We start from the raw sequence: 22,010 nt of genomic DNA, 5'->3' as shown, positions 1-22,010 counted from the left end.
AAAGAATTGGGGGGGTACAGCAGAAGCGCTCGCCCCGGTACTGAGACCAGGGCGAGGCTTGGAAGTTCCGTTTAGACTTTAGCGAACAGCAGGCTGCCGTTGGTGCCGCCGAAGCCGAAGGAGTTCTTCAGCGCATAGTTGATCGTTGCCTCACGCGCGGTATTGGCGCAGAAGTCCAGATCGCATGCCGGATCCTGGTTGAACAGGTTGATGGTCGGCGGGATCACCTGGTTGTGGATCGCCAGTACGGTAAACACGGATTCCAGGCCGCCAGCGCCGCCCAACAGGTGGCCGGTGGCCGACTTGGTGGAGCTGACAACCAGCTTCTTGGCGTGCTCGCCGAAGGTGCGCTTGACACCCTGGACTTCCGCCACGTCGCCTTGCGGGGTCGAGGTACCGTGCGCATTCACATAGTTCACCTGGTCAGGATTGATGCCAGCGTTCTTCAGCGCGTTTTGCGCCGACTTGCTGCCACCAGCACCGTCTTCCAGAGGCGAGGTCATGTGATAAGCATCGGCGCTCATGCCAAAGCCCAGCAATTCTGCATAGATCTTGGCGCCGCGCGCTTTCGCGTGTTCGTACTCTTCCAGAACCATGACGCCTGCGCCTTCGCCCAGCACGAAACCGTCGCGGTCCATGTCCCATGGGCGGGACGCGGTAGCTGGGTCATCGTTGCGCGAGGACAGTGCGCGAGCCGAAGCGAAACCGCCCAGGCCCAGTGGCGATACGGTCGATTCCGCACCGCCGGCGATCATGACGTCCGCATCGCCGTATTCGATCAGGCGAGCAGCCGCGCCAATCGAATGCAGGCCGGTGGTGCAAGCCGTCACGATGGACAGGTTGGGACCGCGCATGCCGTACTTGATCGACAGGTTGCCAGAAATCATATTGATGATCGAGGCCGGTACGAAGAACGGGGAGATACGGCGCGGACCGCGCTTGTCGTAGTCTTCCTTCTGTGCTTCGATCATCGGCAAGCCGCCGATGCCGGAACCAATGATCACGCCGATGCGATCGGCATTTTCTTCAGTCACGGTAATGCCGGAATCCTGGATTGCCTGGATGCCAGCGGCCATGCCGAAGTGGATGAATTTATCCATGTGACGCGCTTCTTTGGCGTCGAGATAATCCTCGACGTTGAAGCCCTTCACTTCACCCGCGAAACGGGTGGAGAAGGCCGATGCGTCAAAACTAGTAATGTTTGCGATCCCGGACTTGCTCTCGGTGATTGCTTTCCACGCGTCGGCAACGCTGTTGCCGACGGGGGAAATAACACCGAGGCCGGTGACCACTACACGACGGTTTTTAGAACTCAAGCGAGTCTCCCGGAGTGGATCGGAGAGTCAGGGCTTCTATTAGGCCTTGACGTGTGCAGTTGCGTAGTCGATCGCTTGCTGCACGGTGGTGATCTTTTCAGCTTGTTCGTCTGGGATTTCCATTTCGAACTCGTCTTCCAGTGCCATTACCAGTTCAACGGTGTCCAGGGAATCGGCGCCCAGATCGTCAACGAAGGAGGATTCGGTCTTGATGTCTGCTTCAGCGACGCCCAGTTGTTCAGCGACGATTTTCTTAACGCGTTGTTCGATATCCGACATGTTATGGCTCCAATATGTTGTTACGGAAAGCGCGCATTTTAGCAGGTTTGCGCGCCTATAAACTAATTTCGACGTTTGATTTGATCTACGTTGAAATCACTATTAAATGATGCGATCGTGCGGCATTATGCCGCATAACCGTATCAATTCATATACATACCACCATTCACGTGGAGGGTGGTACCGGTAATATAAGCGGCTGCTGGCGAAGCCAGGAAAGTGACGGCCGCAGCGATATCTTCCGGCTTGCCCAGGCGCCCCAGCGGGATCTGGGTCAGCAGGGCCGTATGCTGGTCTTCGCCCAGCGCCTTGGTCATATCGGTATCGATAAAGCCAGGGGCAACGCTGTTGACGGTAATGTTGCGGCTGCCGATTTCACGGGCCAGGGCGCGGGTCATGCCCTCGACGCCAGCCTTGGCGGCAGCGTAGTTCATCTGGCCAGGATTGCCGGCCGACGCCACCACGGACGTGATGTTAATGATACGCCCAGTCTTGGCCTTCATCATGCCGCGCAAAACCGCGCGGGACAGGCGGCCGACCGACGTCAGGTTGGTGGCAATCACGCTATCCCACTCCTCGTCCTTCATGCGCATCGCCAGGTTATCCTGGGTAATGCCTGCATTGTTGACCAGGATGCCGACGGCGCCGTAGGTTTTCGAGATGTCGTCGATGATGGCGGCGCACTGCTCGGCGTTGGTGACATTCAGCACCATGCCCTTGCCTGCTTCGGCGCCGATCTCGGCCAGGTAAGCCGAGATCGCTTCTGCGCCGGCTTCGGTGGTGGCGGTGCCGATCACCTTGGCGCCCTGGCGGGCCAGCTCTTGTGCGATTGCCTTGCCGATGCCGCGCGAGGCGCCGGTCACCAGTGCTACTTGATTAGCGAGAGTCATTGTCGTCCTTCTTTTATTTCAGGGTTTCCAGCATGCGCTCGAGGGTTGCCTGGTCGTAGATCGCCTCGCCAACCAGGCGGGCATCGATACGCTTGGCCAGACCCATCAGCACTTTGCCTGGACCGCATTCAACCACATTCACGATGTCGTCGGCAGCAACTTTTTGCATGGTTTCCACCCAGCGCACTGGCGATGCGGCCTGGCGCACCAGCGCGTCCTTGATCGAGGCCGGGTCGGTCAGCACGGCCACGTCCACGTTATTGATCAGCGGGATCTGCGGCGCGTTGAAATGGATCGACGCCATGTAGTCGCGCAGGCGGTCCGAAGCCGGCTTCAGCAGCGAGCTGTGGAATGGCGCCGAGACCGGCAGGCGCATGGCGCGCTTGGCGCCTTTGGCCTTGGCGATTTCGCAGGCCTTTTCGACCGCGGCAGTATGGCCGGCGACCACGACTTGCGCCGGCGCATTGTAGTTAACCGCTTCCACGATTTCGCCCGGCACTGCGGCAGCCGCTTCAGCGCAGGCTGCACGCACGTCTTCGTCGGACAGGCCCAGCATCACAGCCATGGTGCCCTGCCCCACCGGCACTGCTTCCTGCATCGCCTGCGCGCGGAAGCGCACCAGCGGCACAGCGTCTTTAAACGAAATCACGCCTGCGGCGACCAGGGCCGAGTACTCGCCCAGCGAGTGGCCGGCCACCACGCTTGGCACCGGACCGCCTGCGGCGATCCAGGCGCGGTAAGCTGCCACGGCAGCGGTCAGCATGACCGGCTGCGTATTGGTGGTCAGGTCGAGTTCTTCTTTTGGACCTTCGGCAATCAGCTTGCCCAGGTCGAATTGCAAAGCATCGGAAGCTTCAGCAAGGGTTTGCGCAACCACCGGGTTGCCGGCAAAGCCCTCCATCATGCCCACAGCCTGGGAACCCTGGCCCGGGAACACGAACGCGAATTTATTCATCTTTCAACCTTTAGACTTCTTATTCTAAAAAGGACTGCATTTTATTACATTCGGGCCAGGACGGCACCCCAGGTGAAGCCACCGCCCACACCTTCCATCATCACCACATCACCCTTCTTCACGCGGCCATCGCGCACGGCGGACGTCCAACGCCAGCGGGATCGACGCCGCGGAAGTATTGCCATGCTGGTCGACGGTCACCACCATCTTTTCCAGCGGCATGCCCAGCTTCTTGGCGGTGCCGTTCATGATACGGATATTGGCCTGGTGCGGGATCAGCCAGTCGATCTGCCCGGAGCTCATGCCGGCCGCATCCAGCGCCTCGTAAGCCACTTTCTCCAGCACGGAAACTGCCAGCTTGAACACGGCCTGCCCATCCATGTACAGGAAAGCGCTACCGGCGATTGCGCCATTGGACAGGCTGCCCGGCACGCGCAGCACGTCGGAATGACGGCCGTCGGCATGCAGCTTGCAGGCCAGGACGCCCGGCTCCTGCGATGCGCTCATGACAATTGCGCCGGCGCCATCGCCAAACAGCACGCAGGTGGTGCGGTCTTCGAAATTCAGAATGCGCGAGAACACTTCGGCGCCGATCACCAGCACATTCTTGTGCATGCCGGACTTGATGAAGCTGTCAGCGGTGGACACCGCGTAGACGAAGCCGCTGCACACGGCTTGCACGTCCACCGCCGCGCAGTTATTGGTCATGCCCAGCTTCTTCTGCACGATGCAGGCCGTGCTTGGGAAGCTGCCGTAAAAGTCAGGAGTCGAGCTGGCGACGATGATCAGGTCAATATCGTCCGGCTGCATGCCAGCCATTTCCAGCGCGCGCTTGGCAGCGATCACGCCCAGGTCGGACGAAGCCTGCTCCGGCTCCGCATAATGGCGGGCGGAGATGCCGCTGCGCGACACAATCCACTCGTCCGAAGTCTCAATGCCCTTGGCAGCCAGCTGGACTGCCAGTTCATGATTGGTGACGCGTTTCTCAGGCAGGTAGCTGCCCGTGCCTACGATCTTGCTGTACAGGGTCATGCGTGTCTCTCGTTTGTGTAGTCGTCTCTTCCTGCGGCATCAGTTCAGCAATCATGGCCGACAGATGCTCTTGCAAATCATGATGCGCCGCCTCGTAAGCGCGGCGGATTGCCCATTCAAAGGCTTCCACACCTGCCCCGCCATGGCTCTTGAATACCAGGCCGCGCAGGCCCAGCAGGCCAGCGCCGTTGAAACGGGCGGGATTCAGGCGTTGAGTGATCATGCGCAGCGCACCGCGCGCGATCAACGCACCCAACATGGTGATCGGGTTGCGCTTGAATTCTTCGGTCAGCACCACCTTGAACAAGCTCGCCAGGCCTTCGACAGCCTTCAGCGTCACATTGCCGACAAAGCCGTCGCAGACGACGATGTCGGTGGTGCCCTTGAAAATATCGTTCCCCTCCACGTTGCCATAGAAGTTCAGTGCGCCGCGCTCATGGTCGGCGCGCAGCAACGCGGCCGTGGCTTTCACCACCTCGTTGCCCTTGATGTCTTCGGTGCCGACGTTCAACAAACCGATGGTCGGGCGTTCGATGCCTTCCATCGCCTGCACCAGCACATAACCCATGATAGCGAATTGGTGCAAATGGTGCGGTTCGCAATCCACGTTGGCGCCCAGGTCCAGCATATAGGTTGGCTTGCCCAGCTTGTTGGGCATGATGGTGCAGATGGCAGGACGGTCGACGCCGGCCATGGTCTTCAGCACGTAGCGCGAGACTGCCATCAGGGCACCGGTGTTGCCTGCGGAAACGCAGGCTGCAACGGCGCCGCTTTTGACCTGCTCAATGGCGACCCGCATCGACGAGTCCTTCTTGCGGCGCAAAGCGACCTCGAGCGGATCATCCATGGTGACCTGTTCGGAAGCGTGAAGGAAAGTCAGGCGCGGTTCGGCCTCGGCGTGGTGCTTCTTCAGTTCGGCGCGAAGGACGTCCTCCAGCCCGACAAGGAGCAGCTCGGCATTCGGTTCGTGCTTGAGGAAAGAGAGTGCTGCGGGGATCGTAACTGAGGGGCCGTGATCGCCACCCATGCAGTCGATAGAGATTTTAATTGTCATTGTATAACTCAAAGAAAAAGCGGCGCGACGTCAGAAAACCTGCGTAGCACCGCTTTGTCTTGTCGCTGAAGCGAAACGTCGATTACTCGTCGTTCTTGGTCTTCAGCACTTTGCGACCACGATAGAAGCCGTTAGGCGAAATGTGGTGACGCAGGTGGGTTTCACCGGTGGTTGGCTCAACGGCCAGGTTCGGTGCTACCAGAAAATCGTGCGAACGGTGCATGCCGCGCTTCGATGGGGATTTCTTGTTCTGTTGAACAGCCATGATGACTCCTAATACTAAAGTTCTAAGATTTTAACACATCCGATGCGCAAAAACATGCGAATCGAGCTTTTACATCCATGCCAAACTCGATTACTGCACGCGTTTTGACACGTTCTTTGCTACTACAAACTGATTAATTCGTTTAGTTTGCCTTCAAGCCTTTCAGGCTTTCGAAAGGCGAAGGCTTCTCATTCTTCGCAGAGTCGACCAGCGAGGTATCAGGACACACCTCGTGCTTCGGCGCTTGCGGCAAGGCCAGCAGGGCCTCATCTTCAACCAGGTCCATGAGTCTCATGGAGCGCGCACCGACGATCACGTCAATGCTTTCATCGTCAATGATTGCCTCGATCTCATCCGCCTCCGCATCGTCTTTGCCGAGCAACAGGATGGTCGACGAATCGATTTCGTATTCAAACGGGGTCAGGCAGCGCTGGCACACCAGTTGTACCTTGCCGGCAACGATCAGGCGCATCTGCGGATAGCCCTGTTTGCTGGAACCGCCTTCCACCCTCCAGGACAACTCACCGGAAGAATTCGCGCATTCCTTGCCAAGCCGGGTCATTTCAGCGACGGGAGTTACCCCTTCCTTGCTGCTGTTGGTCCGACAAAATTCAAAAGCGTCGATCTCAAAAGCATTCATTGGCTAAAATTTCCCTCGAAAACCTGCGATAATAACAGGATTTTCCGCGCCGCGTCAAAGACTTGCGCGACTTTTCGCTCTTTTTCGACGGCGCAGAGAGCATATAACATTTCCCTGATGAAAACAACCAACATCATTCTTGCCTCCAGCTCAAGTTATCGCCGAGAGCTGCTGTCGCGGCTGCAATTACCGTTTGCGGTCGATGTGCCGGATATCGACGAAAGCCCGCAAGCGGGCGAAACACCGTCCGCCACCGCCCTGCGCCTGGCCCGCGAGAAGGCTGCCGCGGTGGCGGCCCGGCATCCAGGCGCGCTCGTGATCGGCTCCGACCAGGTCGCCACCCTGGACAATGAACAAATCGGCAAGCCTGGCAGCCACGCCAATGCCCTCGCCCAATTGCAGAAAATGCGCGGCCGCGAAGTGGTGTTCCACACGGCGCTGTGCCTGTGGGATGGGCGCAACAATACCTACCAGCTGGACGACATCCAGACCGTGGTCAAGTTCCGCGATTTGCCGGATGCGGAGCTGGACGCTTACCTGCGCATCGAGCAGCCGTATGATTGCGCCGGCAGCGCCAAGAACGAAGCGCTAGGGATTGCGATCCTCGAGCGCATCGACTCCAGCGATCCGTCTGCCTTGACCGGCTTGCCGCTGATCGCCCTGACCGGCATGCTGCGCGCCGCGGGCGTCAGCTTCTTCCAAACCGGCAAACCAGGGTCAGACCCAAGGGTCTGACCCGCCTGCTCAACAGTTAACCAAGAAAGCACCGGCAGCCTCGGCTCAGACAGGGTCAGACCCTTGGGTCTGACCCTGGTCTACCGGTTTAAAACATGAACGGCACCCTCTACCTCATCCCCAACACCCTCGGCCCAACCGACTCCCTGGACCAGGTCATCCCCCAGCACGTGCAGCAGCTGACCAGCCAACTCGGCCACTTTGTCGCCGAAAACGCTAAAACCGCCCGCGCCTTCCTGAAGCAAGTCGGCACCACCAAGCCGATCCAGGAAATCGCGATCAGCGAGCTGAACATCAACACCCCGGCGCAAGCGCTGCAAGCCCTGCTCGACCCGCTGAAAGCCGGTCACGACGTTGGCTTGCTGTCCGAAGCCGGCGTCCCCGCAGTGGCAGACCCTGGCGCCGACCTGGTTCGCCTGGCCCACGCCAACAATATCCCGGTGCGCCCGCTGGTCGGCCCCTCCTCCATCCTGTTGTCCGTGATGGCGAGCGGCTTGAATGGCCAGAGCTTCGCCTTCAACGGCTACCTGCCGACCGATGCCGCCGCGCGCGCCAAACGCCTGAAAGAACTGGAAACCCGCTCGCGCCAGGAAAAGCAAACGCAGCTGTTCATCGAAACGCCCTACCGCAATGCCGCCATGCTGGAAGCGCTGGTCAGCGCATGCAACGGCACCACGCTGATCTGCGTGGCCACCGACATCAGCCTGCCAACGGAAACGATCGGCACCCGCACGGGCGCGCAATGGAAAGGCCTGCTCGACTCCGGCAAGGCGCCGGATTTCCACAAGAAGCCAACCGTCTTCCTGCTACTGGCCCAATAAGCTATTGCACTGAGTGGGCATATTCATTCACCCACTCAAACGCCTCGCGCTGTAGCGCATACAGCGCCGAGGGCGCCAAATCCAGCTTGTGCAGGATGCCGGTCAGTTCCTGCCCCTCCTGCGCCCGCTCGATCAGCTCGATCAGGCGCAATGCCAGGCCCAGCTCGCCGTCACGATGCAGCAAAGCATCGCGCACCTCGTCCAGCACATTGACGCTATCGAGGATCTCGCCCATGCGCACCGAGAACAGCGCATCCATCAGCGACATGATGCCGACGGTGAAGCCAATATCCGCCGCCACCTTCTCGGAGGGCCGCCGATGGCCCATCACCAACTCCATGGTCTTGCCGCGCGTGGTCGCCATCTGCAGCAGCGGCGAGTCGAATTCCGAACCTTTGACATACAGCAGGATCTGCAGCCAGCGCTGCAACTGCCGCCGTCCCAGCACGATCAAGGCATGCCCGACCGAATTGATGCGGAAACGCGCCCCCACCGCCGGCGTGTTCACCAGCCGCAGCAGGTTCAGGGAAATCAGGGGATCATGCTTGACGCTGCGCTCCACCTCGCGCTGGTCCGCATCCTGGTTCAGCAAGTCCAGCAAGTGCATGATGGAGAGCTGCGACGGCGTAATCTTCTTCCCGCTCAGGATCACCGGCCGCGCAAAATAATAGCCCTGGAAGTATTCAAAGCCCAGGTCCATGCATTCGCGGAACTCCTCGACCGTCTCAACCTTCTCGGCCAGCAGCTTCTGGCTCGGATTGCGCAGATAGCGCGTCAACTCGGGCAAACGGCCGCGCTCGATTTGCTTGATGTCGACCTTGATCACGTCCATCAGCGGACGCAAAGCCGTCACCGCCTCGCTCTCGCCCGCCACGTCATCGAGGGCGAACTTGTAGCCGGCCTGCTTCAACTCCAGCAGCCGCTTCAGCACGTCCGGCGTCGGCTCCACCGACTCCAGCACTTCGAGGATAACTTTATCGTGCGGCAGGAAATGAATGAAATCGCTCATCAACCCCGTCGTATCGACATTGACGAAGGCCAGCTGGTCGCCCACGACCTGCTTCATGCCCAGCTCGGAGGCATGGGCAATCACGGAGGCAGTGGCATGGGTGCCATCGGTCACATGGGCTTCGTGGACTTCGGCATTTCGATAGAGCAGCTCGTAGGCCACGAGCCGCTGGCTGCGGTTGAGGATAGGTTGCCGCGCCAAGAAGAACTGATTGGCATACGGCATTGGAATCTGCACTTCACTTTCAACCACGGCTGTCATGGGTTTCCCCATTGCTAAAACACATGGTTACAAGACTATACCCATTAGTGCAGTCTTGGCAATATTTTTATGTGCTGCGCGCCGCACCTTTCTTGGCTGTGGTCGCTTCACCACTCTCCAGCGTGAACTGGGCACCGGCATCGCGGCCCAGCACCTGGACCAGGTAAGGCATCACCTTGCGCAGCATCGGCTCCAGCGTGTACGGCGGATTGTGCAGGAACATGCCGCTGGTGTGCAGCGCAATACCGTCCGGGGTTGGCGTGCTGATGCAGAGGGTCACGTTCAGCCAATTCTTGGCCGGCAGGTGCTTCAGGCGCTCGGCGAAATTGCGCGCTTCAATGCGCTGCAGCACCGGATACCAGACCGCGTAGGTGCCAGTCGGGAAGCGCTTCAGCGCATCGTTCAGCATATCGCTGACCTTTTTGTAGTCCTGCTTGTCCTCGTACGGAGGGTCGCACAGCACGACGCCGCGGCGCGATGGCGGCGGCAGCAGCGCTTTCACGCCGAAGAAGCCGTCCGCCTTGTTGACGATCACGCGTTTGCCGCGCGCAGACGGACGGCGGCCATTGGCGGCCTGGTGCTGCTCCAGTTTGTAGAAATTGTCGGCCAGGATCTTGGCATCCGACGGGTGCAGCTCGAACAGGCGCAGGCGATCCTCTTCGCGCGCCACGATTTCGGCGCAATACGGCGAACCTGGATAAAAGCGCAGCTTGCCGCTCGGATTGAGGTCCTTGATCAGTCGGACGTAGTCAGCCAGCGGCTCAGGCAAGTCGTCACGGTCCCACAATGGGCCGATGCCGGTTTCGAATTCAGCGGTCTTGGTGGCTTGTGGGCTGTCCAGCGAATAGACGCCGGCGCCAGCGTGGGTGTCGATATAGGTATAAGGGACGTCCTTCTGGTTCATGTATTCGAGAACCTGGACCAGGATGAAATGCTTGAGGACGTCGGCGTGATTGCCGGCATGGAACGCGTGGCGGTAACTGAACATAAGGGAAGCGGAAAATGAGAGTTGCCCGCATTATCTCATGCGCGTCATGACCCGCGATACACTGGCCGCATGATCACCCTCCTCCCCGCAACCAGCACCGACATTCCAGCCCTGTGGAACCTCCGCACGCGCGCGCTCCGCGGGCAATGCGCCGGCCATTACGAACCCGCCACCTTGCATGCCTGGGCCGAAGCAGCGGTCCCGGCGACGTACCCTGCGCTGCTCGCGCAAGGTGGCGGCATCAAAGCGACCATCGATGGCGTACTCGCAGGCTACGCCATCCTCGACCTTGACCGTAACGAGATAGACGCCGTCTTCGTTGACCCACAATGTGCGGGCAAGGGAGTCGGCAAGGTCCTGCTGCGCGCCTTGGAGCAGATGGTCAAGCAGCCAATGGCCCTGCACCTTTACGCTGCGCTGAATGCGGTGCCCTTCTATGAAGCAGCAGGCTATCGCGCCATGGAAAGCACGCAGTACCAGCACCCGTCTGGCATTCTGCTGGACTGCGTGTTCATGACGCGCGGTTAGGCGACCTTCTTATTTTCGTCGAAAAACTGCTCGTCTTCAGTCGAACCATGCAGTGCGGTAGTCGAGCTTTGGCCTTGCTGGATAGCCTGGGTCACGGCATCAAAATAGCCGGTACCGACTTCGCGTTGGTGCTTGACGGCGGTGAAGCCCTTCGCCGCCGCCGCGAACTCGGCCTCCTGCAACTCCACGAAGGCCGACATCTGGCGGCGTGCATAGCCGTGGGCCAGGTTGAACATGCCGTAATTCAGCGAGTGGAAGCCGGCCAGCGTGATGAACTGGAATTTGTACCCCATCGCGCCCAGCTCTTTCTGGAACTTGGCAATGGTCGCATCATCCAGGTTCTTCTTCCAATTGAACGACGGCGAGCAGTTATAGGCCAGCATCTTGCCCGGAAACCTGGCATGCACCGCTTCGGCAAAGTCCTTGGCAAAAGCCAGGTCCGGCTTGCCGGTTTCGCACCACACCAGGTCGGCGTAAGGAGCATAGGCCAGCGCACGCGCGATTGACTGCTCAAGGCCGTTACGGACTTTGTAGAAGCCCTCCACGGTGCGCTCGCCGGTGCAGAACGGCTGGTCGTTGCGGTCCACATCGGAGGTCAGCAAATCGGCCGCCTCGGCATCGGTGCGCGCGATGACCAGGGTCGACGTACCCATCACGTCAGCCGCCAGGCGCGCCGCAGTCAGCTTTTCAACTGCTTCACGGGTGGGCACCAGCACCTTGCCGCCCATATGGCCGCACTTCTTCACGGAAGCCAGTTGGTCCTCAAAGTGCACGCCGGACGCACCGGCCTCGATCATGGACTTCATCAGTTCGAAGGCGTTCAGCACGCCGCCGAAACCAGCTTCCGCATCCGCCACGATAGGCGCGAAGAAATCGATATCGTCCTTGCCTTCCGACCACTGGATCTGGTCGGCACGCTGGAAGGTGTTGTTAATGCGGCGCACAACCATTGGCACCGAATTGGCCGGATACAGCGACTGGTCCGGATACATTTCACCCGCCATGTTGGCAATCGCCCGCCACCTGCCAGCCGGACAGGTAGATCGCCTTCAAGCCGGCCTTCACCTGCTGCATGGCCTGGTTACCGGTCAGCGCGCCCAACGCATTGACGAAAGGCTCATTGTTCAGCAGGTCCCACAGCTTTTCCGCGCCGCGCTTGGCCAGGGTGTGCTCAATAGCCAGCGAACCGCGCAGGCGCACCACGTCTTCGGCGGTGTAAGTGCGCGTGACGCCCTTCCAGCGCGGATTGGTATCCCAGTCGTGCTGCAGGGCAGCGATTTGTTCGGCGCGAGTTGCCATGATTGATCTCCTACGAAAGCGTTAGAAAACGAAAACCGTTAGAGATATCTTAGGCTGGATTGTTCCGGCGCAACACGTCTTATATAAGACATATGAGCGCTATTTATTTTCGCAAAATCAAATCCTTAGCAAAAATATTCCATGATACGGAATGTGATTTCTCCTTTCGAGAGAAACAAGGTTGAGTGATTGGATGCACTTTCCATCGCATGAAATAGTGTTTTCACATCGTGGAAAGCGGACCAGGATCAAGCAAGTTTTTGCCTCGCAACCAGCACGCCATCGACATCCGCATAGATCCAGTCACCGGGACGGACCGAGACGCCGGCGATCTGCACGTTCACATCGCGCTTGCCGACGCCATCGCGCGCGCTGCGCTGGGGATGCGTGGCCAGGGCCATGATGCCGACATCGCACTGCGCCAGTTCCGCACTATCGCGCACGCAACCATCAACGATCACACCCGCCCAGCCGTTGTTCTGTGCCAGCAGGCCAAGCTGGCCGCCCACCAGCGCGCGGCGGAAGCTGCCACCGCCATCGACCACCAGGACCCTGCCCGCGCCCTGGGTTTCCAGGGTCGAACGCACCAGCGCATTATCTTCATGCACCTTCAACGTAGCCGCCGGCCCCGCAAACTGGGCCCGTTGTCCAAAATGGCGGAACACTGGCGGCAGCACTTGCAGGCTACCGTCATCCAGCATCCCGGGATTGCCATCACAAAGGTCGGTCGTGGCAAAGTTCATAGCATCTCCAAAAAAGTCGTGTCAAAAGTCTGAAAAGTCGGTGCCAGGTCTGTCAATCGGACACAGACACAATATCTTTGATCTAGCTCAATACGCAAATTCGGCTCATTTCACGTATTGAGCTAGATCAAAGGATTGCGCTACCTGTCCAATTGACAGACCTGGCACCGAATTTTGGCGCCGAATTTTAGGCGGCGGCGCGGGCGGTGGCGCGGGTGCGGCTGCCGACGCCAGTGGCGGTGGCAATTGCGAGCAGCAGGAAGAAGGCAATGCCGGCGAAGACAAACTGTGGTTTGCCGGCATCCATCATCAGCCCGAACAGCAGCGGGCCTACCGACAGGCCGCTATCAAGGCCGGAGTACACCACGCCGTACACGCGACCGGTAGCATTCTTCGGCGCGGCTGCGCGGATCATCAAGTCGCGCGATGGACCAGCAATGCCTGAGAAGAAGCCAACCAGCGCCATCAGCACCAAGGCGCCCCAGGCTGGCACCACGGCCAGGCCAAGCAATAGCGCCAGGACGGCAGCCAGTGCAAAAGCGGCGGCAATCGTGCGGTCATGGTTCTTGCGTCCGGCACCGAGGAAACCGCCCAGCATCATGCCGGCTGCGGAAGCCAGCATGTACGCGGTGAACGCGCTGGTCGCCATCGCCAGCGACATGCCATACAGCTTGACCAGCCCGGTCGACGAGAAACTCTGGATTCCGCCCAGCGCCAGCGCGGTCAGGAAGAAGAATCCAAAGCACATCCATACCGAAGGCAGGCGCAGGAAATCAAGCGAACCGCCCTGCTGCGCACCGGCCGCATGCTGGACGATCGGATCGGGACGCAGCGCCTCGCGGTTCCACCACAGGATCGCCAGCACAATCGCTGGCAGCGCAGCTGCGGACAACAAGGCCGTGCGCCAATCAGTGGTGCTGGCCACGCCGGTCAGGAACAGCGGCGCCGCGGCCCAGCCAATGCTTCCGCTGACGCCATGCACCGAAAAGCCAAGCGCCATCCGGTCGCGCGATACGCGCTGGTTCAGGATCGTGTAGTCCGCCGGGTGGAAGATGCTGTTGCCCATGCCCGCCATCAGCGCTCCAACCACCAGGCCCGCATAATTCTGCGCATTCGACAGCACCAGCGCCGATACGCCCAGCATCGCCATGCCGGAGAACAGCACGCGGCGCGCGCCAACCTTGTCCACCACGAAGCCGGCCATGGCCTGGCCAATGCCGGAAACCACAAAGAACACCGTCATCAGCAAGGCCAGTTCGGAGTAGCTCAAGCCAAACGCTGTCTTCAGCCAGGGAAATAGCGCGGCCAGGATCAGGTGGTAGAAGTGCGAAACGCCGTGCGCCAGCCCGACCAGGCCGATCACGCGGGCGTCCGTGCGTAAGGTTTGATTATCCATTGACTGCCCCATTCGTATAAAGAATGGAAACATTTTAGAAAAACCTGGGGCGTCTGTTTTGAGCTAGGATGTCATCATTTATCGCAAAACTGCCATCCCATGCCAGTCCAGATCGTCACCCACACCGGCCCGCATGAAAGCCGCCGCGAGCCGACCGCCGTGCAGCCAGTCACCATGATTGCTCGTGACCTGGTCAGCGAGCGAACCCTGCAGGCGCATACCCATGATTGCGCCCAGTTGACTCTGGCGCTGGAAGGGACCATCCGGGTCAACGCAATGGGCAGCAGCTGGATCGTTCCGCCCCAGCGCGCGATCTGGACCGCGGCCAACGTCGAGCATTCGCTGAGCGTGATCGCGACTGCGCGCCTGCGCCCAGTCTATGTTGTGTCGTCCTTCGATCCTTTCCCCAGCGAGCCGTGCAAGGTGCTCGAAGTTTCACCGCTGCTGCGCGAACTGGTCATGGCGCTGGAGCTGGAAGATCCCGAGGTACCGACCCACCGCTCGCAATTGATCAGCAATCTGATTCTCGATGAACTGCCGCACCTGGCGACACGGCCGATCCGCGTCCCGATGCCACGCGACAAGCGCCTGAAGAGCCTGTGCGATGCCTTGCTGGCCGATCCGGGCGCAACGCACACTTTGGAAGAATGGGCCAGCACGGCCGGGGCATCGGAACGCACGCTGGCGCGCCTGTTTGAGAAGGAATTGGGCATGAGCTTTGGCCAGTGGCGCCAGCAGGCCCGCCTGGCGCATGCGGCACCGATGATCTCCGGCGGCATGCCCTTGTCGCAGGTGGCCGATGCCCTCGGCTACGCCAGCCAGTCCGCATTTACCGCCATGTTCCGCAAGACCTTCGGCTGTCCGCCTACCGAGTTCTTCAACACCCGCATCTGATTTAGATCAAACCCGCGCGTGATTGCATCTCGGCCGCGCTTGCCTGCCTGCGTGCGCGCTGCATACACTCATTTCGGAGGCGCGGCCTGGTGGCGCCGGCTTGTTTCGGCGTCGAGCATTTCACGCAGCCTCACGAATAATGGTGCCGTGGCAGTATGTTTGCGGCCGTACCCCAGGTTGAAGGCGTAGTCGAAATCGGGCGGATTGTCGCCCTGGTTGTGCTGGAGGATTGTCTCCAGTTTGTCGAAGGCTTTCACCGCCTGGGCTTCTGGCGTGGCGGCGGCTTCGTACTCGTCCCACAGAGCGATGATCTCCACGCGCAAAGGCGGGTCGAGCTCGCGCGTCAAGACGTGCAAGTCTTCGCGCTCTTGCGCCGATTTGCCTGGATGGGCGTGCTGGTGGATGGCTGGGATGTCGCCATGAATCGCCTCGCCGAGGTCGTGCACGATGCACAGCTTCAGCATGCGGGCGAGGGTCCAGGCCGGGCAATTCGTCGGCGAACACCAGCGCCATCAGCGCCAGCCGCCAGCTATGCTCGGCGGTGCTTTCCGGCCGTCCGGTCGAGGTAAAACCACTGCGCAGGACGCTCTTCAGCCGCTCCGCCTCACGCAGGAACTCCAATCGGCCCGCCAACGTTGACTCTTTCATGCAGTGCTCCTATCCAGAGGCACGAGTTTACGCAATTTGGAGGTTGTATGTCATCAGGTTTTCAATGGCCCTCAAAATGGTGGCAATGGCTGCTGGTCTATCCGGGACTGGCCGTTGCCCTTATCCCCATCGTCAACGATTATCTCAGGTCGCGCGACGGCAACAGTCAAGTCGCACTCTGGACCAAGAACATCAGTTGCATCGAAGCGCCCTTCGCCGGCGTCCTGAACGAATTCAATGTGCAGACGTCCGCCACGATCTGCAAATCGGGCGATGTCCTGGTCCGTTTCATCGCCCCCGGCGACAAGCGGGCTTACCGTTGGGTACCAGTGGAGTTATTCGGTTTGCGCAGCGTCAGCACGTTCAGCTTGATCGGCAATGCGAATGCCCAGGCACCCGGCGCGCGCCAGCACGAGGAGACCGTCTGTCAATGGGCGCGCCCCGACGGCTGGGTCATCCGCAGGGTGAAGGTCGAGGGCAGCTGTTTCGAAGAACACATTTGGGCTGCCACCGGAGAAGTCAGGCGCCGGCAGCGAGTTGACTGCCGGGCGCCTTGCCGTTGAATTCAAGCCTTGCGGAAGGCCAGCTCGTGGCCGTCGGCATCGATGCGGATCGTGTCTTTCGGGCCGAAGCGGCCTTCCAGGATCAGCTTCGACAGCGGATTCTCGATCTGCTGCTGCACCGCGCGTTTCAGCGGACGTGCACCATACACCGGGTCGTAGCCCGCCTCGGCGATCTTCTGCAGCGCGGCTTCGGTCACCTCCATGCCCATGTCCATGCGTTTCAGGCGCTGCTCCAGAATCTGCAGCTGGATGCGGGCAATCGAGCCGATATGCTTGTCGTCCAGGCCGTGGAACACCACGATCTCGTCGATACGGTTGATGAACTCCGGGCGGAAATGGCCGCGCACTTCGGCCATCACCGCCAGCTTCACCACGGCCGGATCGGCGTCCTCGAGCGACTGGATCTTCTGCGAGCCCAGGTTCGAGGTCATGATCACCACCGTGTTCTTGAAGTCCACTGTGCGGCCCTGCCCGTCCGTCATGCGGCCATCGTCCAGCACTTGCAGCAGCACGTTGAACACGTCCGGGTGGGCTTTCTCGATCTCGTCCAGCAGGATCACGCTGTATGGCTTGCGGCGCACAGCTTCCGTCAGGTAGCCGCCCTCGTCATAGCCGACATAGCCCGGCGGCGCGCCAATCAGGCGGGCGACCGAGTGCTTCTCCATGAATTCACTCATGTCGATGCGGATCAGCGATTCTTCTGAATCGAACAGGAAGTTCGCCAGCGCCTTGGTCAGTTCCGTCTTACCGACACCGGTCGGGCCCAGGAACATGAAGGAGCCATACGGGCGGTTCGGGTCCGACAAGCCGGCTCGCGAGCGTCGGATGGCATCGGCCACGGCGTTGATCGCTTCGTCCTGCCCCACTACGCGCTCGTGCAGTTTCTCTTCGATGTGCAGCAGCTTGTCGCGCTCGCCCTGCATCATGCGCGAGACCGGAATGCCGGTCGCGCGCGACACCACTTCGGCGATTTCTTCGGCGCCAACCTGGGTACGCAGCAGTTTCGGCTTGTCGCCAGGCTGTTCGGCGGCGCCGGCAGCTTCGGCATGCTTCAGCTGCGCTTCCAGTTCCGGCAGCTTGCCGTACTGGAGTTCGGACACGCGCTGCCAGTTGGAAGCGCGGGTCGCCTCTTCCATCTGTTGCTTGATACGCTCGATTTCTTCCTTGATGTGGGTGGTGCCCTGCACGTTGGCTTTTTCGGCCTTCAGCACTTCCTCGTAATCGTTGTACTCGCGTTGCAGCTTGGCGATTTCATCGTCCAGCAACTGCAGGCGGGCACGCGAGGCTTCATCCTTCTCGCGCTTGACGGCCTCCTTCTCGATCTTGAGCTGGATCAGGCGCCGTTCGAGCTTGTCCATCACCTCCGGCTTGGAGTCGATCTCGATCTTGATCTTCGACGCGGCTTCGTCGATCAGGTCAATCGCCTTGTCGGGCAGGAAGCGGTCGGTGATGTAGCGGTGCGACAACTCCGCCGCCGCGATGATCGCGGGATCGGTGATCTCCACCTTGTGGTGCAGTTCGTACTTGTCCTGCAGGCCGCGCAGGATGGCAATGGTCGCTTCCACGCTTGGCTCGTCGACCAGGATTTTCTGGAAGCGGCGCTCCAGCGCGGCATCCTTCTCGATGTATTTGCGGTACTCGTCCAGGGTGGTCGCGCCGAGGCAATGCAGCTCGCCGCGCGCCAGCGCAGGTTTCAGCATATTGCCGGCGTCCATTGCGCCTTCCGCCTTGCCGGCACCGACCATGGTGTGCAGTTCGTCGATGAACACGATGGTCTGGCCTTCGTCCTGCGCCAGCTCCTTCAGCACGGATTTCAGGCGTTCCTCGAATTCACCGCGATACTTGGCGCCGGCCAGCAGCGCCGCCATGTCGAGCGACAGCACGCGCTTGCCGCGCAGGGAATCCGGCACTTCATTGTTGACGATGCGCTGCGCCAGGCCTTCCACGATGGCGGTCTTGCCGACACCCGGTTCGCCGATCAGCACAGGATTGTTCTTGGTACGGCGCTGCAGCACCTGAATGGCGCGGCGGATTTCATCGTCGCGGCCGATCACGGGGTCCAGCTTGCCCATGCGGGCGCGCTCGGTCAGGTCGAGGGTGTATTTCTTAAGGGCCTCGCGCTGGCCTTCCGCTTCCTGCGAATCGACCTTGGCGCCGCCGCGCACGGCGTCGATGGCGGTTTCCAGCGCCTTGCGCTGCAAGCCGTTCTCGCGTGCCAGCTTGCCCGCGTCGCCCTTATCGTCGGCAACCGCCAGCAACACCATTTCGCTGGAGACGAACTGGTCGCCGCGCTTCTGGGTTTCGCGGTCGGCCTGGTTCAGCATATTGACGAATTCACGGCTGACCGTGACGTCGCCACCGGACACCTTCGGCATGCGCTCCAGTGCATGCTTCAACGCCTGCGCCAGGCCGCCGACATTCACGCCGGCGCGCTGCAGCAGCGAACGCGCGCCGCCGTCTTCCTGGTTCAACAAGGCCAGCAGAAGGTGCGCCGGTTCGATGTATTGGTTGTCGTTGCCGACGGCCAGGCTCTGGGCATCGGCGAGTGCTTCTTGCAGTTTTGTTGTAAGTTTGTCTTGGCGCATTTCGAACGCTCCTGATGAATTGTCAACGACAATCTAAGGGCGCGTTGACAGTTTTCAAGACCCGCCATTCAGGTCCATTTTCGCAAAGCCTCGTCATCACTGCTGCGCGCGTCTACCCAGCGGGCGCCCTCTGGCATCTGTTCCTTCTTCCAGAACGGCGCCTCGGTCTTGAGGTAGTCGATGATAAATTCACAAGCCGAGAATGCCTCGCCACGGTGCGGCGACGTGACCGCCACCAGCACGATCTGGTCCATGGGCTTGAGCGGTCCGACACGGTGAATCACCAGGGCGCCATAGATCGGCCAGCGCTCCTTGGCCTGGTCGATGATGGCCTGGATCGACTGCTCGGTCATGCCGGGGTAATGCTCGAGCTCCATTTCGGCAACGGCGGCGCCCTCATTGAGGTCGCGCACCGTCCCGACAAAGCTGACGATGCCACCGACTTTGGCATTGCCGGCGCGCAGTTGCGCCACTTCTTGCGACAGGTCGAAGTCTTCTGTTTGAATGCGTACTTCGGTCATTTCCCCTCCGCGCCAATCTTGCGGAACAACTGCTCGATGCGGCTGGCAGTGGCTGCGTCCACCAATGCGGGCATGGCACACAAGGCAAGGAACTGGGCGGCGTGGCTGGCCGGCTTCTGGCCGGACTTGAGGGAGGATTGCAACACTTCTACCTGCATTTTCAATCGGTCTTTCGCAAATTCGGCACCGCTGTCGATCCCGGCCACGATTTCGAGGCGCAGCACTTCGGACAGCAGGCGTTGACGGTTGGTTTCCAGTTGGCCGGCGTAGGCGGCACGCGCCGTGGCGCCGCCCCCCTGCGGCTTTCAGTGCGGCGTCGAAGCGGGGTGCGCAGGGTGCGCTCCTGCTCGGCCGGCAAGGCCGACAGGGCTTGCCAGCGGCTGCTCCAGCCGGCGCTATCGATTTCGCCGGCTTCTGCCAGCGCACTTTCCAGTGCCTGCACCTGGCGCAGTTTTTCACGCAGGGCGTTGGCCTGGGCTGCGCCGGCGCGCTTGCGGATGGCGTCTGCCTGCGATTGCAGGGCGCCGACGGCGGCGCGGTAGCGCTGGTCGATCTTCTGCTCGCTGGCGCGCGGCACCACGCCTGAGCCATGCCATGCGGCGGCGGCGTCTTTCAGCGTCTTGCCGATGGCGGCCAGCGCGGCCTTGTCGTCGCCTTCGAAGGTGGCCGATTCCAGGCTGGCGCAAATCGCTTCGCGCGCATGCAGGTGGGCCTTGCGTTCATGATCGGCTGCGTGCGCGTGTTCCTTGCGCCTGGCGAAAATCTGGTCGCAGGCGGCACGGAATTTCTGCCACAGCGCCTGCTCGGTCTTGCGCTCCAGCGGCAAGGCGCGGGCGTGGCCCTGCCAGGATTCCTGCAGGCGGCGCAGTGTGTCGATCGTATGGCGCTCCAGCGGATTGAGTTTGCCGACTTCCTCAATCAGTTGTTCGCGGCGCGCCACTTCGATCTTGCGCTGCGAGTCGAGCGGCGCCAACAGCGCATCCATCGCCTTGCTGAAGGCGCCGTCCAGGCGCTTCTTGTCCTTGCGGTCGATGGTGCCGAGACGGCTCCAGGCCTGGCGCAGGCGCTGGGTCGAAGATGCCAAAGTGCGCCAGTCGTGCGTGTGTGGCAGGTTGCCGGAGGCGGATTCTTCACGGTCGACCTGGGCGCCGCCGGCTGCTTCCAGCTGGGCGGCGTCCCGGGCAATCAGGGCATTCGCCTCATCGACCAGTTGTTGCGCTTTTGCCGCATTGGCGTGCCGTTCGTCGGCCAGGTGCTTGAAGTGGGCGGCGGCCGGCGCGTATGCGGCGGTGCAGGCGGCATCGAACTTTTCCCACAGCGATTTGGGCGCGGCGCCGGACACCCCGTCCAGCGCTTTCCAGCGTTCGCGCATGCTGCCGACCTTCTTGGCCAGCTCGCTCATGCCAAGCGCTTCGGCCGGCAGGCTTTCGACGGCGTGCACCAGTTCTTCGCGCGACACGTTGCCGCCCCAGCGCGCCCAATCGCTCAGCCGCTTCAGGTCGGCCCGCACGTGGGCCAGGCGCTCGGCCTGGGCTGGCGAGAGGCGCCCGGTTTTGCTGTCTTTGAGCGCTTTATCATGCTCGGCGGCGATGTGCAGCTGGCCCTGCGACAGCGCCGCCTCCATCGCGTCCAGCAGATCCATGAAGTGGCGGTTGGCTTCCTGCTCGGCAGGCGATGGCTTGTGTTTTTCTTTCTGCGGGCGCGGCGGGCGGGCGGCAGCGGCAGCGTAGCCGTCGGCCCGCATGACCACGTCGCCTTCGGATGGCGGCGCGGCGCTGGCCACCGGCGCCGCTGCGCCATCCAGTGCCACGGCCGGCGCGGCCGGCGCCGGCGTCAGCACAGGCGAGGCGTTCGCTGCCGGCTGCTGCGCAGCGCGCCTGGCGGCCAGCGTGGCATCGAAATCGCTCAGCAGTTGGCGCGGCAGCGATCCGCGCTCAGGCGAGGCCAGATGGGCCGCATGTTCGCTGGCCAGGCGCTCGAATTCGCCAGCATCAGGCTGCTGGCGCAAGGCTGCCAGCGCATCGATCATGGCGCGCTGCAGCGAAACCTGGGCTTCCAGCCGCTCAGCCAGCGCGTTGCGCACATGGGCGAATTCAGCCGCCGCGGTCGGCGCCGCGTCGACCACCTTCCATTGGCGGTCCAGGTCAGCTACCAGGTTGGGGGTTAGCTTTTCGTCCGCCAACAATCGCTGCGCCAGAGCAATACAGGCCTGGGCCTGCTTCTGCTCAGCCTGCACATGCCGGATCGCGTCCAGCCGCCCCTGCACCAGCTTGGCCACCCGCCGGTCCGAGTTGCGCACCGCATGCTGCACTTTTTCCAGCGCATCCTGGGAAATGACATGCTCGGCAGCCGACAGCCGCACGTCGGCAAATTCACTGTTCAGGATGAGCTCAACCGCAGCGGCCTCGTCGCCCGCGAGATTGCGGGCCAGCTCGGCTTGCGCCGAGCGGCGTTCTGCGGGAGTGCCAAGCGGCGCCTGCGACCCGCCTGAGCTCGGCTGGCCGGAAACGCTGGCCTGGCTGGCCTGCTGCTTGAAAAGGAACTCAAACATAGTTGTGCTATGAATGGATCAAAACCACCATCATAGC

General features: G+C 61.2%; 20 protein-coding genes and 3 pseudogenes. 5 read left to right on the top strand and 18 right to left on the bottom strand.

From position 1 onward, the window contains the following. Nucleotides 1–71 precede the first annotated feature (71 nt). The 8 genes and pseudogenes from fabF to ACQ4MM_RS11385 all read right to left on the bottom strand — a co-directional run bounded on the left by fabF (nucleotide 72) and on the right by ACQ4MM_RS11385 (nucleotide 6,431). Nucleotides 72–1,316 carry a beta-ketoacyl-ACP synthase II gene (gene fabF, locus ACQ4MM_RS11420; protein ID WP_431477470.1) on the bottom strand — a complete coding sequence of 415 codons (1,245 nt, stop codon included), beginning with the start codon at nucleotides 1,314–1,316 and terminating at the stop codon, nucleotides 72–74. A gap of 39 nt (nucleotides 1,317–1,355) precedes the next feature. After that, a complete protein-coding gene (acpP, locus tag ACQ4MM_RS11415) occupies nucleotides 1,356–1,595 on the bottom strand; it encodes an acyl carrier protein (protein ID WP_055936274.1) in 240 nt (79 codons plus the stop codon). 143 nt (nucleotides 1,596–1,738) lie between these two features. Then, nucleotides 1,739–2,485 carry a 3-oxoacyl-ACP reductase FabG gene (gene fabG, locus ACQ4MM_RS11410; RefSeq protein WP_431477469.1) on the bottom strand — a complete coding sequence of 249 codons (747 nt, stop codon included), beginning with the start codon at nucleotides 2,483–2,485 and terminating at the stop codon, nucleotides 1,739–1,741. Between the two features lie 13 nt (nucleotides 2,486–2,498). Beyond that, nucleotides 2,499–3,440 (bottom strand): ACP S-malonyltransferase, encoded by a 942-nt coding sequence (fabD, locus tag ACQ4MM_RS11405; RefSeq protein WP_431477468.1) that lies wholly within the window; start codon nucleotides 3,438–3,440, stop codon nucleotides 2,499–2,501. Nucleotides 3,441–3,484: 44 nt separating this feature from the next. After that, nucleotides 3,485–4,472: pseudogene (locus ACQ4MM_RS11400) on the bottom strand (beta-ketoacyl-ACP synthase III). Continuing rightward, nucleotides 4,426–5,526: a phosphate acyltransferase PlsX gene (gene plsX, locus ACQ4MM_RS11395; protein WP_431477467.1), complete on the bottom strand. Its 1,101-nt coding sequence runs from the start codon at nucleotides 5,524–5,526 to the stop codon at nucleotides 4,426–4,428. Before plsX ends, ACQ4MM_RS11400 begins: the two are co-directional and overlap by 47 nt. 82 nt (nucleotides 5,527–5,608) lie before the next feature. After that, entirely contained in the window at nucleotides 5,609–5,791 is a 183-nt protein-coding gene (rpmF, locus tag ACQ4MM_RS11390; protein WP_028104096.1) for a 50S ribosomal protein L32, read from the bottom strand. A gap of 142 nt (nucleotides 5,792–5,933) precedes the next feature. Next, nucleotides 5,934–6,431, bottom strand: a complete 498-nt coding sequence (locus ACQ4MM_RS11385; RefSeq protein WP_431477466.1) for a YceD family protein — start codon at nucleotides 6,429–6,431, stop codon at nucleotides 5,934–5,936. A 117-nt stretch (nucleotides 6,432–6,548) separates the two neighbouring features. On the opposite strand from ACQ4MM_RS11385, the gene ACQ4MM_RS11380 reads away from it, so the two are divergent. Both ACQ4MM_RS11380 and ACQ4MM_RS11375 read left to right on the top strand, forming a co-directional pair. Further along, entirely contained in the window at nucleotides 6,549–7,166 is a 618-nt protein-coding gene (locus ACQ4MM_RS11380) for a Maf-like protein (protein WP_431477465.1), read from the top strand. Between the two features lie 95 nt (nucleotides 7,167–7,261). Next, nucleotides 7,262–7,987, top strand: coding sequence for an SAM-dependent methyltransferase (locus ACQ4MM_RS11375; protein ID WP_431477464.1), 726 nt, complete (start codon nucleotides 7,262–7,264; stop codon nucleotides 7,985–7,987). Nucleotide 7,988: 1 nt separating this feature from the next. Here the strand turns inward: ACQ4MM_RS11375 and ACQ4MM_RS11370 are convergent, their stop codons facing one another. Both ACQ4MM_RS11370 and ACQ4MM_RS11365 read right to left on the bottom strand, forming a co-directional pair. Then, entirely contained in the window at nucleotides 7,989–9,257 is a 1,269-nt protein-coding gene (locus ACQ4MM_RS11370) for an EAL and HDOD domain-containing protein (RefSeq protein WP_431477463.1), read from the bottom strand. Between the two features lie 67 nt (nucleotides 9,258–9,324). After that, entirely contained in the window at nucleotides 9,325–10,245 is a 921-nt protein-coding gene (locus tag ACQ4MM_RS11365) for a 23S rRNA (adenine(2030)-N(6))-methyltransferase RlmJ (RefSeq protein ID WP_431477462.1), read from the bottom strand. 69 nt (nucleotides 10,246–10,314) lie between these two features. On the opposite strand from ACQ4MM_RS11365, the gene ACQ4MM_RS11360 reads away from it, so the two are divergent. Next, nucleotides 10,315–10,773, top strand: a complete 459-nt coding sequence (locus ACQ4MM_RS11360) for a GNAT family N-acetyltransferase (RefSeq protein ID WP_431477461.1) — start codon at nucleotides 10,315–10,317, stop codon at nucleotides 10,771–10,773. Here ACQ4MM_RS11360 and aceA read toward each other — a convergent pair. The 3 genes and pseudogenes from aceA to ACQ4MM_RS11345 form a co-directional block, all read right to left on the bottom strand. Next, nucleotides 10,770–12,072 (bottom strand): annotated as a pseudogene (gene aceA, locus ACQ4MM_RS11355) (isocitrate lyase). The gene ACQ4MM_RS11360 and the pseudogene aceA sit on opposite strands and share 4 nt — an antisense overlap. Nucleotides 12,073–12,320: 248 nt before the next feature. Further along, complete coding sequence (gene rraA / locus ACQ4MM_RS11350; protein WP_431477460.1) at nucleotides 12,321–12,815, bottom strand: ribonuclease E activity regulator RraA; 495 nt, start codon at nucleotides 12,813–12,815, stop codon at nucleotides 12,321–12,323. A gap of 187 nt (nucleotides 12,816–13,002) precedes the next feature. Next, nucleotides 13,003–14,211, bottom strand: a complete 1,209-nt coding sequence (locus ACQ4MM_RS11345; RefSeq protein ID WP_431477459.1) for an MFS transporter — start codon at nucleotides 14,209–14,211, stop codon at nucleotides 13,003–13,005. A gap of 99 nt (nucleotides 14,212–14,310) precedes the next feature. Here ACQ4MM_RS11345 and ACQ4MM_RS11340 point away from each other — a divergent pair, with 99 nt between their 5' ends. Next, the gene (locus ACQ4MM_RS11340; protein WP_431477458.1) at nucleotides 14,311–15,105 is read left to right on the top strand and encodes an AraC family transcriptional regulator; all 795 of its coding nucleotides are present in this window, start codon (nucleotides 14,311–14,313) and stop codon (nucleotides 15,103–15,105) included. Nucleotides 15,106–15,173: 68 nt separating this feature from the next. Here the strand turns inward: ACQ4MM_RS11340 and ACQ4MM_RS11335 are convergent. Further along, nucleotides 15,174–15,753, bottom strand: a pseudogene (locus ACQ4MM_RS11335) (HD domain-containing protein). 47 nt (nucleotides 15,754–15,800) lie between these two features. On the opposite strand from ACQ4MM_RS11335, the gene ACQ4MM_RS11330 reads away from it, so the two are divergent. Next, nucleotides 15,801–16,316 carry a hypothetical protein gene (locus tag ACQ4MM_RS11330; RefSeq protein ID WP_431477457.1) on the top strand — a complete coding sequence of 172 codons (516 nt, stop codon included), beginning with the start codon at nucleotides 15,801–15,803 and terminating at the stop codon, nucleotides 16,314–16,316. A gap of 2 nt (nucleotides 16,317–16,318) precedes the next feature. Here the strand turns inward: ACQ4MM_RS11330 and clpB are convergent, their stop codons facing one another. The 4 genes from clpB to ACQ4MM_RS11310 all read right to left on the bottom strand — a co-directional run bounded on the left by clpB (nucleotide 16,319) and on the right by ACQ4MM_RS11310 (nucleotide 21,973). Beyond that, nucleotides 16,319–18,901, bottom strand: a complete 2,583-nt coding sequence (clpB, locus tag ACQ4MM_RS11325; protein WP_431477456.1) for an ATP-dependent chaperone ClpB — start codon at nucleotides 18,899–18,901, stop codon at nucleotides 16,319–16,321. Nucleotides 18,902–18,969: 68 nt separating this feature from the next. Further along, complete coding sequence (locus tag ACQ4MM_RS11320) at nucleotides 18,970–19,422, bottom strand: molybdenum cofactor biosynthesis protein MoaE (protein WP_431477455.1); 453 nt, start codon at nucleotides 19,420–19,422, stop codon at nucleotides 18,970–18,972. Continuing rightward, the gene (locus ACQ4MM_RS11315) at nucleotides 19,419–19,565 is read right to left on the bottom strand and encodes a hypothetical protein (RefSeq protein WP_431477454.1); all 147 of its coding nucleotides are present in this window, start codon (nucleotides 19,563–19,565) and stop codon (nucleotides 19,419–19,421) included. Before ACQ4MM_RS11315 ends, ACQ4MM_RS11320 begins: the two co-directional genes overlap by 4 nt. 17 nt (nucleotides 19,566–19,582) lie before the next feature. Beyond that, nucleotides 19,583–21,973, bottom strand: coding sequence for a DUF349 domain-containing protein (locus ACQ4MM_RS11310; protein ID WP_431477453.1), 2,391 nt, complete (start codon nucleotides 21,971–21,973; stop codon nucleotides 19,583–19,585). Nucleotides 21,974–22,010: the final 37 nt, after the last annotated feature.

It is taken from the genome of Massilia eburnea, assembly GCF_050709955.1.
GTDB classification, from domain to species: Bacteria; Pseudomonadota; Gammaproteobacteria; order Burkholderiales; family Burkholderiaceae_D; genus Rugamonas; species Rugamonas eburnea_A.
Note: the sequence above shows the minus strand (reverse complement) of the source record. Positions and strands in the feature narration are given on the sequence as shown.